Origin of the sequence: Corynebacterium sp. HMSC22B11, assembly GCF_001815965.1 — a bacterium.
In the GTDB taxonomy this organism is placed as follows: Bacteria; Actinomycetota; Actinomycetes; order Mycobacteriales; family Mycobacteriaceae; genus Corynebacterium.
Genome location: NZ_KV823502.1, coordinates 61,191 through 75,647, shown reverse-complemented (window position 1 = coordinate 75,647; position 14,457 = coordinate 61,191). Strand labels below are relative to the sequence as shown.

Sequence of the window (14,457 nt, the reverse complement as noted above, 5' to 3'; positions counted from 1 at the left end):
CCCGGCCTGCGTTTGCAGGCCGGGCCGATCATCGTCATAAAAGGGAAAGAACCCTAGCGGGTGACCTTCACCTCGGCGGAAGCGCCCTCCACGGCCTCCATGCCCTGCTCCTCGGCGATGCGGTGAGCCTCCTCGATGAGAGTCTCGACAATCTGGTCCTCGGGTACGGTCTTGATGACCTCACCCTTGACGAAGATCTGGCCCTTGCCGTTACCGGAAGCCACGCCAAGGTCGGCGTCCCGAGCTTCGCCCGGACCATTAACCACGCAGCCCATAACGGCCACGCGCAGCGGGAACTCCATGCCCTCCAGGCCGGCGGTGACCTCCTCAGCCAGGGTGTAGACGTCCACCTGGGCGCGACCGCAGGATGGGCAGGAGACAATCTCCAGCTTGCGGGGGCGCAGGTTCAGCGACTGCAAGATCTGGTCGCCGACCTTGATCTCCTCCACCGGGTCCGCTGACAAGGACACGCGAATCGTGTCCCCGATCCCCTGGGAGAGCAGCGCACCGAAGGCCACGGAGGACTTGATGGTGCCCTGGAAAGCCGGGCCCGCCTCGGTCACGCCAAGGTGCAGCGGGTAGTCCGTCTTCGCCGCCAGCTGGCGGTAGGCCTCAACCATCGCGACCGGGTCGGAGTGCTTCACGGAGATCGCGATGTCGCCGAAGCCGTGTTCCTCGAACAGGCCGGCCTCCCAGATGGCGGACTCCACCAATGCCTCGGGGGTGGCCTTGCCGTACTTTTCGAGCAGGCGCTTATCCAGGGATCCGCCGTTGACACCGATACGGATCGGAATGCCTGCGTCCCCAGCGGCCTGGGCGACCTCCTTGACGCGGCCGTCGAATTCCTTGATATTGCCCGGGTTGACACGCACCGCGGCGCAACCGGCCTCGATGGCCTGGAAGATATAACGCGGCTGGAAGTGGATGTCAGCGATCACCGGGATCGGGGACTTCTTGGCGATGATCGGCAGGGCCTCGGCGTCGCGAGGCTTCGGGCAGGCCACTCGCACGATGTCGCAGCCCGACGCAGTCAGCTGGGCGATCTGCTGCAGCGTGGCATTGACGTCGTGTGTCTTCGTGGTCGTCATCGACTGCACCGAGATCGGGTGCTCGCTGCCGACTCCCACGTCGCCGACCATCAGCTGGCGGGTCTTCCGGCGCGGCGCGAGCGTGGGTGGAGGTCCATCTGGGATTCCCAGAGAAATGCCGGACATGAAGGTCTCTAGCCCCTTTCGAAGAAAATAGAGTGCTGCGGATCAAGCAGCGTGCCCCTCCCAGCCTAATACCGCCCCGGCGACAACGGGCAACGCCCCCGCCGGTGTGGTGCGGACAGAGTTGCGAATTAGAAAAGCCGCACGGGGTTGATCACATCCGCGACGATGACGATGGCTCCGAAGACCATCAGCAGCAGCGCGACACCGTAGGTCAGTGGCAGCAGCTTGCGGTAGTCCACCGGCTGGCCCGGCTCTTTACCCCGGCGGCGGCGCAGGCCATCACGAATGCGCTCGTAGATGGCCACCGCGATGTGCCCGCCATCGAGTGGCGGCAGCGGCACCAGGTTGAAGGCGGCGAGGAAGAGGTTCAGGCTGGCCAGCATCATCAGGAAATAACGCCACTGCTCGTGTTGCACCAGCTCCCCGCCGATGCGGGAAGCACCCACCACGCTCATGGGGGAATCATCCGCGCGCTCGGCCCCGAAGATCGCCGCGACCACTCCTGGCACCTTCGCGGGCAGCGCGACCAAGCCCTTGGCCGTCTCGGAGACCATGTAGCCGGTAAAGGAGAGGGTCCCTCCCACCGCGGTCGCCGGGTTGTATTCGACGTTGCCCGGCAGCTTGATCGTGATGCCAATCGCACCGGCGAGTCTCGTGGAGCCGTCCTGGTTGCGCCGTTCCACGATGTCGACGTCGACCTGCTTGACCTCGTCGCTGCCATCCGGGTTTTGCACGCGCATCGGCACGGTGAGGGTATCGCCCACGCTGAGTTCGCGGCTCTGGGCGTGTGCCTCACCGCTCCCGGCGCCAGCCGCGTTCTCCGAGACGAGTTGGTCAATGGCCTTGGTGAAGTCCGGGAAGGTGGGCACCTCCTGGCCATCCACTTCGGTGATGGTATCGCCCGGTGTGATGCCCGCCGCGGCTGCTGGGCCGTCGCCCGTGCAGTCTGCGAGGGTGCCGTCGGCGTCCTGGGTCGGCGGGGCGCATTGGGTGGACTGCACGGTGGTGCGGATGTCCGCCTTGTGGTCGGGCAGGCCCCAGATATTCGCCACCGAATAGAGCACGATCAGCGCGACGAGCACGTTGACGGCGATGCCGCCGGAGAGCACGATGACCCGCTGCCACCAGGGCTTGCGGTACATCGCGTGGGGCTTTTCTTCCTCGCTGAGCTCGTCCAGCGGGGTCATGCCGGCGATCTCGCAGAAGCCGCCGAGCGGAATCGCCTTGATCCCGTACTCGGTGTGCGGCACGCCACCGGTCGGGTCGGTAGCAACCTCCGTCTCCGCCGTTAGCGGGGCCGGATTCGCCGGGACGTTGGCAGCGTCGACGTCGACGTCCGCTGTTCCCGCGGTGGCAGCGCCCCGTCCCTTATCCTTCGGCGCGGTGGACCACAGGGTGGGCCCGAAACCGATGAAGTATCGGCGCACCCGCATGCCGAAGGCGCGGGCGGCGAACATGTGTCCCGCCTCGTGCAGCGCAATACTGATCAGGATGCCGAAGGCGAAGAGCAGTACTCCTAGCCCAAAAGCCACGGGCGCATCCTCTCGTGTGCCAGTGCGCGGGCCTCGCGCTCGGCCTCCAGGACGTCCTCCAGGCACGTCGGGGTGGACGCTGCGCCGGAGGCGGACATCACTGCTTCAACCGTGTCGACAATGCGGGGGAAGGCCATATTCGCGTTGAGGAACTCGATCGCAGCTTCCTCGTTCGCCGCGTTATAGATCGCGGGCATGACCCCGCCCGCCTTTGCTGCCTCGCGGGCCAGCTCCACCGCGGGGAATACCTCGTCGTCGAGTGGCTCGAACTCCCAGGTGGCGGCTTGCGTGAAGTCCAGTGGCTGCCCCACCCCGGCCACGCGGTTCGGCCAGCCGAGCGCGAGGCTGATCGGCAGCTTCATGGACGGTGGGGATGCCTGCGCGATGGTGGAGCCGTCGCGGAAGGTCACCATCGAGTGCACGATCGACTGCGGGTGAACGGTGACCTCCACGCGATCGGAAGGCATGTCGAACAGCAGGCAGGCCTCGATCAGCTCCAGGCCCTTGTTCACCATCGTTGCGGAGTTCAGCGTGTTCATCTGGCCCATGGACCAGGTGGGGTGGCTGGCCGCCTGGAGCGGAGTGACCGGCTCCAGCTGCTCGCGGGTCCAGCCGCGGAACGGCCCGCCGGAGGCGGTCAGCACGAGGGTGGCGACCTCGTCGCGACGCCCGGAGCGCAGGCACTGTGCCATCGCAGAGTGCTCGGAGTCGACAGGGACGAGCTGCCACTCATCGGCGGCGTCCAGCACCAGCTGGCCGCCGGCGACGAGGCTCTCCTTATTCGCCAACGCGAGACGCGCCTGGGTACCCAGGGAGGACAGCGTCGCCTCGAGCCCCTGGGAGCCAACCAGGGCATTCAGGATCACGTCCGTGCTCTCCAACTGATCGCCGAGCTCCTCCACCAGGTCGCGGGCGGAGTCCTGGCCACGAATGCAGTGGCCGCCGAGCTGGGCTTCGACGAAATCGGCGGTTCGGTCGGAGGCCACCGCGACTCGTTCGGCGGGCAGACCGATCTTCTGGGCCTGCTCCAACAGCAACTCGGGCTTACTGCCGTGGGCCGAAATCCCAATCACCTCGAACTGTTCGGGATTGTCGAAAACCACCTCGAGGGCCTGGACACCGATGGATCCAGTACTCCCGAGAATCACCACGCGAGTCTTGTCGAAAGTCATGGCCATATCCTAACCCGCCGGCCGCGAAGCCTCCTACACCCGAGTAGGGGCTGTATGGCGTGTGGAGATACCTACATTCTGTGAAATCTATGGCAAGATGAGTGTGATTAACTGATCAGACGTCAGGAGGATTCCGTGGCTCACCACGAAGCAAAGGTTGAAGTTTTCAACGGCATTTCGACCGAAGATGTACCATCCGCGGGCTGGGGCTGGAGCGCCCTGAGCAAGCGCGCCGTCGTTCTGTCCGGCCTCATTTCCGTCGGATTCCTGGTGTTCATGCTGGTTGGTAACCACGAGGGCAACGTCGAGAACATCTGGCTGATCGCCCTGGCTGCTTTCATCCTCGTCGGTACCGCATGGTTCGCGTTCGAGCCTAAGGCCAAGGAGCGCACCACGGTGACCGCACGCAACAAGGCCCCGGGTCACGTCGAGCCGAACTGGACCGAGGATCAGCGCAACAACACCGGCGTGTACGCGGACCTCACCCCTGAGGAGAAGCTGGCGCTGAACATCAAGGAGTAGCGCAGCTACCCCATTAGCGACACGCCAGGCGTCTGGCACAAGCGATGGCCCCGAACCAGAAGTGGTTCGGGGCCATCGCTGCATTCACGGGTTCCGCTAGCGCCACCGAACGCCCTCACGCCGTGGCCCGGCGATAATTCCCGGCGCCGCGGCGCCGTGAAAACGCCCCCGGACGCTAGTCGAGGGTGAAGCCGGGAGGCAGCCAGGAGGAAAACGGGTCGGCAGTGGTGCGCTCGCACGTTGGGCACAAGGTCTTCGCCGTGCCGTCCTCCCCTTCCCGGGCCGGGAAATCCGCCCCGCAGCGGCGACACTGGCAGACCGGGAATCTAGTGAGTTCGCGTATGTCCCCGTCGACCAGGTCGGCGAGCTGCAGCTGGCCGCTGCTGCTCAATGCGCCGTAGGGGCAGCTGGCAACACAAGTATTCTCCCCAGTGCAGGCGGCGAGGTTCTGGGTGAGGCTGGCCACCGAATCAACAACCGTGAGCTCCAGGGCGGAGCTCGGGCACATCTGGGTGCACACCCCGCATGCTTGGCAACCGGAGGCGATCAGCCGCGGGGCGTCCAGCTCGATGCTGGTGTCGGGCTGGGTTCCCAACACCTGGTGCGCTTGGGCGAGCCGGATCATCGTCGGGGCGTTCGGATCCACCACGATCTCCCCGTCCCCCAGCGCCCCCAGCCCGATCAGCGCCCGCCGGGACACCGGCACCTGAGTTGCATCCAGGTACTCGGCCGCGCGCAGCACCCGCGCCTGCGGGGTTTCCACCAGTTCCGCACCCGCCGCGCAGCGTTCCGGGTGGGCTTCCCGGCATGGCAGGACGCGCACCCGCTTCGCCCCGCAGGCCAATAACGCAGCGGCCAACGAGGGATCCTCACCCGCGCAGCCTGGCAACAGGACGGGGCTGTGGTTTCGGGGGAAGCGCGGCAGCTGGGCCTCGGCACACACCAGCACAACGTCGGGGTTCATGTCTCGCGCCCACCGGTAGAGCCGATGGCGTTGGTCGGCGCTTAAGAGCTCAGGCTTAGCGCTCGGCTCGGACATGGGCCAGGACTCCCTCGCTCAGCTCGGCCAGGGCACGGTAGGTCACGGTCTGGGCGTGCTCCCGGAGCCCCTCAGCCACGTCACCGGCGAAGCACCCGAGGTGCTCACTCACGAAGCGGTACAAGGCTGGCAGCGCTCCGGCGTTGCCTCCAGCGGCCTGCCCTGCCAGGTGGGAGACGAAAGCAAATTCGTAGCCGATGTGATCATCCGGAACCCGGGGGTTTGGAACCCGCAGGCCGTGAGCCGCATAAGCCTCTCGGACGGCAACCGTCTGCTCGTCGAAGAGCAACCCCTCCTTCGACAAGTATGGCGACTCGTAGGGCTGCGCCAGTGGCTTGCCGATCCCGGTGAAGAGGTAGAGGTGGTCACGTTGGAGGGAATCCGGGCTATCCAGATTGCCCTCCCTCACCGCCTCGCGCAGCATCGCGATCCCCCGCTGGGATTGGGGGTCGGCCAGCGGCCACTCGGCCAGCGCGTCGTCGTCCTGCAACGCCCCGCGCAGCTCGGGGTTCGGGGCAGCCAGGAAAAGCTGGGAGACCACCAAGGCGGCCTCCGAGATGGCCGCCAGGTCCTGCTCGGCGCCCATCAAATCCCAATCCTGTCCATGCCGCCGTAGAAGATGAAGCGGCCGATAACCTCAGAGATCGTCACGAGGATGTAGCTGGTCATCACCAGCGTGAGCAGCAGGTTGATGTCGTCCCTCTTGGTCCGCGCCAGGAATAGGCCCATCAGCCCGGCACCGATGATCAGCAGGGCCAGCCGCAGGACGAACCACCCGGTCGGGAAGGCGAAGGCCGCGGGGTTCACCGAATCTGGTCGGCTATAGGCGAAGATGATCACGAAGAGCTCGATCGGGAGCAGCAAAACGGAGAGCACGCCGATGCCCTGCAGCGAGCGCTGCACCAGCCGGTTGACGTAGTCCACGTGGGCATCGCTCATGTCTGCCGGGCGACGGTTGGCTGGCATGAGCTTGTTCAGCCAGGGCTTATCCCGCAACTTCGGGAACCACGCGAGGGCCGTGCCGATCGCGAGTGCGCCACTCAAGAAGGTGGTCACATAGAACTGCGCCGGGGTGGTCCAGTGATCCCAATGCGGGATCGTTGGCAGCATGTAGAGGCGCGCCATGGACCACACGAAGGCCAGGCCCCACAGCGCGGTGACGATCGCCAGCACGAAGCGCAGCCGTGAGCTGCCCCAGTGGAACCATTGGGTGGCGGCGAAGGCGAAGCCCAGTACGGCGAAGCCCACGCCCATCATGACTTCCTGCGCGAGCGGGGAGCTCGGCACGCCCCGGATCACGTTGATGCCGTTCATGGGGTTGCCCAGGTGGAAGAACGCGGCGATAAAGCCGGCGACCATCAACGGGCCAATCGCGTAGAGCGCGGCATCCGAGACCCGCTCCAATGCCTGCGCCTTGGCCTCGGCGCGGTCCTTATCGGCCACTGCCCCGACCCTCCGGCGGGAGCTCACTTGGATGAGCCCCAGGATGATGAACGCGCCCACGGCCATTTGGGACAGGATCGTGAAGAAGGTCAGTGGCCATTCCTGCAGAAACACTGGTCTAGATCTCCTGGCGATTCATGATCTCGCCGTGGTTGGTATCCCACTCCTTCGCATCGCGGTGCGGGCGAATAACGAGGTTGGGCTTGGTGATGCTCGGATCAGGCAGGGGCGCGACGGCGCTGATATCGCCGTACTTCTCCCGCAGCTCGTCGATCGGCCCCCAGTCCAGGGCACGCGACGGGCAGGCGGTGACGCAGGCGGGCTCCTCCCCCTCCGCACGTAGGTCGGCGCACAGGTCGCACTTGCTCATCTGCTTGGTCTCCGGGTTGAACTGCGGAGCGGAATAAGGGCAGGCCCACTCGCAGTAGCGGCAACCAATGCACTTATCGGGGTCGACGGTGACGATGCCGTCTTCCCCCTTGTGCATCGCGGTCGTCGGGCAGACCTTCGCGCAGATCGGGTCCTCACAGTGATTGCAGGAGATCGACGTGTAGTAGGTGAAGGTGTCGTGGTTAAACACCCCGTTGGCGAGGTTCCAATCCCCGCCGGAGTACTCCACGACCCGGCGCCAGTTGGTACCCAGCGGGGTGTCGTGCTTGTCCTTGCATGCGATTTGGCAGGCCTTGCAGCCGTTGCACAAGCTCTGGTCGAAGTAGAAACCCAGCCGCTGGTTTTCTTGGGAAGCGTTCTTCTTAGCCATGTTTTTCCTTACCTTCGGCCTTTCTTAGGCCTTCTCAACCTCAACGAGAGTCGTGTGCTGGGCATTGCCCTTGCCCAGCGGGGATGGGTGCCAACTGGTCAGTGTGTTGACGCTGGCTCCGGCGTCCACTCCCTTGGCGTCCGGCGCAAACCAGGACCCCTGGGGAACGGAGATCACGCCGGGCGCGATGCGGGGGCTGACCCGTGCGACGGACTTGATCCTGCCGCGGTCGTTGAACGCGTAGACCTCGTCGTCGTTCTTGATACCCCGCTTGCGGGCGTCCAGCGGGTTGATCCACAGCACCTGGGGGTGGGCGTCGTCCCGGAGCCAGTCCACGTTGCCGTAAGACGAGTGGGTGCGGCCCTTTGTGTGGTGTCCGATGCACTGCAGCGGGTACTTGCCGCCGCTGGTGTAGGCCTTGTGCGCCTCCGCGGGCCCTTCCCAGGTGTCGACGTGTTCCGGCAGCGCGGTGATCTCATCACCCGGGGCGGCGTTCGGGAATTCCCACTCCTTGCGCAGCTTCGCGAGCTCCTCGGAGTAGATCTCGATCAGCCCGGACGGGGTTTCGAGCGGGTTGGCTGCCGGGTCCTCGCGGAACTCCTTCAGCGGGATCACCGACTCCCCAGCCCGCTTCCACACGCCCATCTCCTTGAGCTTCTCGTAACTCGGCAGCTCCGGGATATCGCGGGCGGATTCCGCGATCGTGTGCTTGACCCACTGCTCCTGGGTGCGCCCCTCGGTGAACTTCTTTCCCACCCCGAGACGCTCGGCCAGCTCGGCGCAGACCTCGTAGATCGGCTTGGTGTTGTGGATCGGTTCGATGGCCTTGGAGGCCAGGATCGTGTACTCCATGTTTCCGGCACTGCCCTGTTGGATGACGTCCTCCTGTTCGGCGGTGGACGCATCCGGCAGGACGTAGTCGGCGTAGCGGGCGGACACGCTCATCTGGATGTCGCTGACGACGATGAGTTCCGCCTTGTCCTCCCTGCGCAGCAGCTCGATCGTGCGATTGAGGTCGCCGTGCTGGTTGGTATTGGCGTTTCCGCCGTAGGACCAGATCATCTTGATCGGGACGTCGAGCTTGTCCTTGCCCTGCACGCCGTCGCGGGTGGCGGTCATCTCCTCGCCACGTTCGACGGCCTCGGTCCATCCGAAGACCGGGATCGCGGTCTCAATGGGGTTTTCGTGCTGGGTGTTGAACGGGCTTGCCATGCCGAGGTTCGCGGAGCTTTCGCGCGCGCCGGTGCCGCCGCCCCTGATGCCGATCTGCCCGATGACGGCTGCGAGCAGGAAGATCGCGCGGGCCTGATTCTCGCCGTTGGCGTGGCGCTGCGGCCCCCAGCCCTGGGTGATGGCGCAGGGCTTGGCCTGGGCGATCTCGCGCGCCAGCTGGGTGATCCGGTCGGCCGGCACCCCGGTGACTTTCGCGGCCCACTGTGGGCTCTTCTCGATTCCGTCGGGGCCTTTGCCCATGACGTAGGAGCGGTAGGAGGAGTTCTTCGGCGCCGAGTCGGGCAGAGTGTGCTCGTCGAAGCCGACGGTGTACTTGTCGAGGAACTTCTGGTCCTGGAGGTTCTCCGTCAGCATGACGTGGATGAGCCCGGCGACGAGCGCGGCGTCGGTGCCGGGACGCAGGGCCACCCATTCATCAGCGAGCGCGACGGAGGTTTCGGACTGCCTCGGGTCGATGACGATCGTCTTGACCCCGTGCTCCTGCTTGATCTTCTGAGTCACGAAGGTTTCCCCGCCGCCCGACATGCGGGTTTCCAGCGGGTTATTGCCGAACATGACCTGGAGCTTGGAGTTCGCGACGTCGTCGAAGGAGTTCGACCCGACCCACTCCCCGTAGTGGTACGGGTAGGCCGAGGTGATCTGAGCCGTGGAGTAGTCCGAGTAGTGGTTGAGGTAGCCGCCCCACAGGTTCATCAGGCGCGCGAACGGAGTCTCGACGGGCGGCCAGGAACGCGCGATCGTCGCCCCGATGACGCCGGTGCCGTACTGCAGGTAGAAGGCCTCGTTGCCGTAGGTGGACTTGATCTCCGTCATCTTCTCGGCGATCTCGTCGAGAGCCTGTTCCCAGGAGATCTCGACCCACTCGCCGTCGCCCCGCTTGGTGCCTGGCTTACGCTTCAGTGGGGTCTTCAGCCGGTCCGGGTTGTAGATGCGGTGCCGAATCGAGCGGCCGCGGACGCAGGCGCGGATCTGCTGGGTGCCCAGCTCCGCATCGCCGGTGTTATCGGCCATGACCTGAACGATCTGGCCGTCCCGCACCTTGAGGCGCAGCGGGCAGCGCGAGCCGCAGTTCACGGTGCAGGCGGACCAGACGATCTTCTCATCGGCCTCTTCCTGGCCCATCGCCGGGATGCCGAGGAACTGCTTGCTCAGTGCGTCGCCCGCACCCGAGGCGACCAGGACGCCGGCACCGCCGGCCGCGGCCGACCAGCCGAGAAAACGCCGACGAGTGACTTTATTAAGATTAGCCAATTGAACGCCTTCACTAAACCTATGGACTCTTAACCGGATTTTAGCAATCCCGAGAATGCAGAGTCGAGGTTTTCCGGCGTAAAGTTGATCACAAAACGCCTGTACTGGTGGGGTTTTCCCAGCAGTACAGGCGCCTTGTTTTCACGGAACCCCTGGGGGTCGCTAGCCCTCCTCGGCAGCGAGCTGGCCACAGGCCGCTGCGATCTCCTGCCCCTTCGTGTCGCGCACGGTACACGGCACGCCCTGCTCGATCACACGCCGGACGAACTCATCCTGACGCTCCTTCGGGGACGCATCCCACTTCGAGCCCGGGGTCGGGTTCAGCGGAATGAGATTGACGTGCACCTTGCTGCCCAGTGCCTTGTGGAGCTTCTTGCCCAGCATGTCGGCCCGCCACGGCTGATCGTTGATGTCGCGGATGAGCGCATACTCGATGGACACGCGGCGACCGGACTTCTCCGCGTAGTACGCGGCGGCGTCCAAAACCTCTTCGACGGACCAGCGGTTATTGACCGGGACGAGGGTGTCGCGCAGCTCGTCGTCCGGAGTGTGCAGGGACACGGCCAGTCGGACGGACATGCCCTCATCGGCGAGCTTGCGGATCGCCGGGGCCAGGCCCACGGTGGACACGGTGACGTTGCGCTGGGAGATCCCGAAGCCGTGCGGCTCCGGCTGGGTGATCTGACGCACGGCCTCGACCACGCGCTTGTAGTTAGCCAGGGGCTCGCCCATGCCCATGAACACGATGTTGGACAGTCGCCCCTCGGTGCCGGCGACCTCACCATCGCGCATCGCGCGGGCGGCGTTGCGCACCTGCTCGACGATCTCACCCACGGAGAGGTTGCGATCCAGCCCACCCTGGCCAGTCGCGCAGAACGGGCATGCCATGCCACAGCCAGCCTGGGAGGAGATGCACAAGGTGGCGCGGCCCGGGTAGCGCATCAGGACGGATTCCAGCAGCGTGCCATCGTGGAGGCGCCAGAGCGTCTTGCGCGTCTCCCCATCATCGGCATCGAGCTTGCGCAGCGGGGTCATCAGCTCCGGGAAGAGCTTCTCCTTGACGGTCTGTCGGCTGGCTTCCGGGAGGTCCGTCATCTCGAGCGGGTCTCCCTCGAGCCGACCGTAATACTGGTTGTACAGCTGCTTCGCACGGAACTTCGGAAGCCCGAGCTCCACCACTGCCTCCTCAACCTGCTCAGCCGTCAGGTCGGCGAAGTGCTTGGGCGGAAGGCCGCGGCGAGGCGCGGAAAAATTCAGTTTCACGGGGGTAGCCATAGTGAGCCCCATTATTCCACGTATGCCCTCTACCTCGCGATTCCGGGCCATGAGCCCAGATAAGCCGGTGCCGAAGAGTAGCGAGGGCACCCCGGTGATGGCAGTTGGCCGCACAGTTCGTTTGAATAGAGGTATGACGAACCCAGGCACCAACCCCCAGAATCCTGATTTTCAGCCCGCCGACGAGGCCTTCAACGAGCCTCCGGCAGATGCTCAACTACCCGCCGAGCCCGCCGCAGAAAACAACTCGGCAACAGCACCCACCCAGGGGGAGGTCGCCCCCGTAGCGCAGGCTGAGCAGCACAAGCGTGCCCACCAGAACGTGAAGGGCTCCGTCGCAGCCAGCACGTGGGCGGCGCTGATCATCGGCGCTCTCGTGCTGATTCTCCTGCTGGTGTTCATCCTGCAGAATCAGACGGAGGCCCAGCTGGTCTTCTTCGGCTGGGAGTGGAGCTTCCCCATCGGCATCGGCATGCTGATCGCCGCGATCGCAGGAGCCCTCATCATGGCGATGGTCGGCATCGTGCGGATGACGCAGCTGCGCCGCCAAATCAAGCGCGGCTATAAGTAACGTCGGCCTAGCCGATCAGGTTGAGGACCACCCAGGTCACCATCGCCGCGGGCAGCATCCCGTCGAGGCGGTCCATCAGCCCACCGTGTCCAGGCAGCATGCCGGACATGTCCTTGATGCCCAGATCCCGCTTGAACTGGGATTCCACCAGGTCTCCCAGGGTGGCGCAGACGGACAGCCCCACGCCCAGCCCGATCCCCAACCACCAGGGACCACCCAGCAACAGGGCCACCGCGAGCGCGCCGACCACGGCGGCGCTCGTCACTGAGCCTGCGAAGCCCTCCCAGGACTTCTTCGGGCTCACCGCAGGAGCCATGGGGTGCTTGCCGAAGAGCACGCCGAATGCATAGCCGCCCACATCATTGGCGACCACGCAAAGCATGAAGGTGATGATGTAGAAGGCCCCGGGGGCTCCGGCGGACTCCAATCGCGACAGCATCGCCGCGAACGCGCCGAACATCGGAATCCACGTCAACACCATCACCCCCACCGCCATATCGCGCACGTAGTTATGCGGTGGCGAGTGTCTGCCGTGGTGAAACAGGCGGGTAACCATCAACAGCAGCACACTGCTGGCAAACCCTGCCACCAACCCCGTGGGGCCAAAGGGCCAGGAAAGCAGGATCATCGCGGTGGATCCCACCACGAGCACCGGAAGGCTCAGCACATAGCCGGCCTCCAGTAGGCGGCGCCAGACCTCGTAGACCGCCAGGCCCATGCCCACGACGAGCAGGGCGTACCACAGCAACGGCGAGAGCAGCGAAAGGATGACGATTGCGCCGAGAATCAACGCCGTCGTGATCGCATGCTTAAGGTTTCGCCCAGGGTTGATCTGCTTGGCGGGCTTGGCCGCCTCCCCCGGGGCGGTGCTCCCGGGCTCCGATGCAGGATTCGACGCGTGAGCTGCCACCGCACCTCGCCTTTCCGGCCGCCTGCCGACAGCCCCTCATGAGTGTGTGCACTTTTGCCCTCTTATCGCGACATGCCCGCTCACAACGCGAGCGGGCATGTGTTGTGTGCTTAAAGGGCTATCAAGAGCTCAAGGAGCCCTCCTCAAGGAGGTCCCTAGACCTCCATCAGCTCCTCTTCCTTGCGCTCAACAAGCTCGTCGACCTGCTTGACGTAGTTCGAGGTGGTCTTCTCGAGCTCGTTCTCGCTGGCGCGAACCTCGTCCTCGCCGGCATCGCCGTCCTTCTGGATCTTCGCGAGCTGTTCCATACCGTGGCGGCGGATGTTGCGGATCGCGATCTTCGCGTCCTCACCCTTGGACTTGGCCTGGCGCACCATCTCGCGGCGGCGCTCCTCGGTGAGCTGCGGGATCGTCACGCGCAGCACTTGGCCGTCGTTGGTCGGGTTAACGCCCAGGTCAGAGTTGCGGATCGCGTTCTCAATAACCTGGATCTGGGACTGCTCATAGGGCTTGATGAGCATCATGCGCGCCTCGGGAACGCTGATCGTCGCCATCTGGGTGATCGGAGTCGGGACACCGTAGTACTCGGCGATCACGCTATTGAACATGGCCGGGTTAGCACGCCCGGTACGGATCGTCGTGAGGTCTTCGCGCGCGAACTCGACGGAGCTCGTCATGCGCTCTTCGCATTCCAGGAGAATTTCGTCCATCATGGCTACCAATTTAGCAGCCCTTGCCCCCAACTCTCCTGTTTGGTGCGGCGAGGCGGACTGTTCTTGCCCGCCTCACCCGCGTGCCGCCATCGTGGCGGGTTACTTCACCTCGGAGCTGACGAGCGTGCCGATGCGCTCGCCGGCGCAAGCGCGGGCGATATTGCCCTGCTCCAGGAGGTTGAACACCAGGATCGGCATGTCATTGTCCTTGCAGAGGCTGAAGGCCGTCGCGTCGGCGACCTTGAGGTTGCGCTCAAGCACGTCCTGGGGGTTGATCTCGTGGAAGAGCTCAGCGTCCGGGTTCGTGCGTGGGTCATCCGAGTACACGCCGTCAACCGCCTTGGCCATCAGCAGAACCTCGCAACCGATCTCGAGGGCGCGCTGGGCTGCGGTGGTGTCCGTGGAGAAGTAGGGCATGCCCATGCCGGCGCCGAAGATGACCACACGCCCCTTCTCGAGGTGGCGGTCCGCGCGCAGCGGAAGGTAGGGCTCAGCGACCTGGGTCATCTGGATGGCGGTCTGCACGCGGCAGTCCACGCCTTCCTGCTGCAGGAAGTCCTGCAGGGCCAGGCAGTTCATGACGGTGCCCAGCATGCCCATGTAGTCAGAGCGGGAACGGTCGAGGCCACGCTGCTGCAGCTCCGCGCCGCGGAAGAAGTTTCCACCGCCGATGACCACAGCCACCTGCACGCCACTGTTAGCGACTTCGGCGATCTGGCGTGCGACGTTCTGAACGACATCTGGGTCGATGCCTACGGCTCCCCCACCGAACATCTCACCGCCCAGCTTCAACATAACCCGCTTATAACCGGACCTGTGTGG

At 65.0% G+C, this 14,457-nt stretch carries 14 protein-coding genes; 2 read left to right on the top strand and 12 right to left on the bottom strand.

From position 1 onward, the window contains the following. Positions 1-53: 53 nt before the first annotated feature. The 3 genes from ispG to dxr form a co-directional block, all read right to left on the bottom strand. Positions 54-1,214 (bottom strand): flavodoxin-dependent (E)-4-hydroxy-3-methylbut-2-enyl-diphosphate synthase, encoded by a 1,161-nt coding sequence (gene ispG, locus HMPREF3088_RS05950; protein ID WP_070758872.1) that lies wholly within the window; start codon positions 1,212-1,214, stop codon positions 54-56. A 128-nt stretch (positions 1,215-1,342) separates the two neighbouring features. Then, positions 1,343-2,746, bottom strand: a complete 1,404-nt coding sequence (locus HMPREF3088_RS05945) for a M50 family metallopeptidase (protein WP_070758871.1) — start codon at positions 2,744-2,746, stop codon at positions 1,343-1,345. After that, positions 2,731-3,924 carry a 1-deoxy-D-xylulose-5-phosphate reductoisomerase gene (dxr, locus tag HMPREF3088_RS05940; RefSeq protein WP_070758870.1) on the bottom strand — a complete coding sequence of 398 codons (1,194 nt, stop codon included), beginning with the start codon at positions 3,922-3,924 and terminating at the stop codon, positions 2,731-2,733. The genes HMPREF3088_RS05945 and dxr overlap by 16 nt, the downstream gene beginning before the upstream one ends. 129 nt (positions 3,925-4,053) lie before the next feature. Here dxr and HMPREF3088_RS05935 point away from each other — a divergent pair, with 129 nt between their 5' ends. Next, positions 4,054-4,440, top strand: coding sequence for a DUF2631 domain-containing protein (locus HMPREF3088_RS05935; protein WP_070758869.1), 387 nt, complete (start codon positions 4,054-4,056; stop codon positions 4,438-4,440). Between the two features lie 175 nt (positions 4,441-4,615). Here HMPREF3088_RS05935 and HMPREF3088_RS05930 read toward each other — a convergent pair whose 3' ends face one another. The 6 genes from HMPREF3088_RS05930 to rlmN form a co-directional block, all read right to left on the bottom strand. Next, positions 4,616-5,404 carry a 4Fe-4S dicluster domain-containing protein gene (locus tag HMPREF3088_RS05930; RefSeq protein WP_246818074.1) on the bottom strand — a complete coding sequence of 263 codons (789 nt, stop codon included), beginning with the start codon at positions 5,402-5,404 and terminating at the stop codon, positions 4,616-4,618. Positions 5,405-5,459: 55 nt separating this feature from the next. Continuing rightward, positions 5,460-6,065: a TorD/DmsD family molecular chaperone gene (locus HMPREF3088_RS05925; protein ID WP_070758867.1), complete on the bottom strand. Its 606-nt coding sequence runs from the start codon at positions 6,063-6,065 to the stop codon at positions 5,460-5,462. Next, positions 6,065-7,036: a dimethyl sulfoxide reductase anchor subunit family protein gene (locus tag HMPREF3088_RS05920; protein WP_070758866.1), complete on the bottom strand. Its 972-nt coding sequence runs from the start codon at positions 7,034-7,036 to the stop codon at positions 6,065-6,067. Before HMPREF3088_RS05920 ends, HMPREF3088_RS05925 begins: the two co-directional genes overlap by 1 nt. 4 nt (positions 7,037-7,040) lie before the next feature. Continuing rightward, positions 7,041-7,682, bottom strand: a complete 642-nt coding sequence (locus HMPREF3088_RS05915; protein WP_012360075.1) for a DMSO/selenate family reductase complex B subunit — start codon at positions 7,680-7,682, stop codon at positions 7,041-7,043. A 24-nt stretch (positions 7,683-7,706) separates the two neighbouring features. After that, entirely contained in the window at positions 7,707-10,166 is a 2,460-nt protein-coding gene (locus tag HMPREF3088_RS05910) for a DMSO/selenate family reductase complex A subunit (protein ID WP_070758865.1), read from the bottom strand. A gap of 162 nt (positions 10,167-10,328) precedes the next feature. Continuing rightward, the gene (rlmN, locus tag HMPREF3088_RS05905; RefSeq protein ID WP_070758864.1) at positions 10,329-11,441 is read right to left on the bottom strand and encodes a dual-specificity RNA methyltransferase RlmN; all 1,113 of its coding nucleotides are present in this window, start codon (positions 11,439-11,441) and stop codon (positions 10,329-10,331) included. A 133-nt stretch (positions 11,442-11,574) separates the two neighbouring features. On the opposite strand from rlmN, the gene HMPREF3088_RS05900 reads away from it, so the two are divergent. Next, the gene (locus HMPREF3088_RS05900; protein ID WP_070758863.1) at positions 11,575-12,012 is read left to right on the top strand and encodes a LapA family protein; all 438 of its coding nucleotides are present in this window, start codon (positions 11,575-11,577) and stop codon (positions 12,010-12,012) included. Positions 12,013-12,019: 7 nt separating this feature from the next. Here HMPREF3088_RS05900 and HMPREF3088_RS05895 read toward each other — a convergent pair whose 3' ends face one another. From HMPREF3088_RS05895 to pyrH, 3 genes are all read right to left on the bottom strand, one after another. Continuing rightward, the gene (locus tag HMPREF3088_RS05895) at positions 12,020-12,844 is read right to left on the bottom strand and encodes a phosphatidate cytidylyltransferase (protein WP_070758875.1); all 825 of its coding nucleotides are present in this window, start codon (positions 12,842-12,844) and stop codon (positions 12,020-12,022) included. 233 nt (positions 12,845-13,077) lie between these two features. Beyond that, entirely contained in the window at positions 13,078-13,635 is a 558-nt protein-coding gene (gene frr / locus HMPREF3088_RS05890; protein ID WP_070758862.1) for a ribosome recycling factor, read from the bottom strand. A 99-nt stretch (positions 13,636-13,734) separates the two neighbouring features. Then, positions 13,735-14,430 (bottom strand): UMP kinase, encoded by a 696-nt coding sequence (pyrH, locus tag HMPREF3088_RS05885; protein WP_222863800.1) that lies wholly within the window; start codon positions 14,428-14,430, stop codon positions 13,735-13,737. Positions 14,431-14,457: the final 27 nt, after the last annotated feature.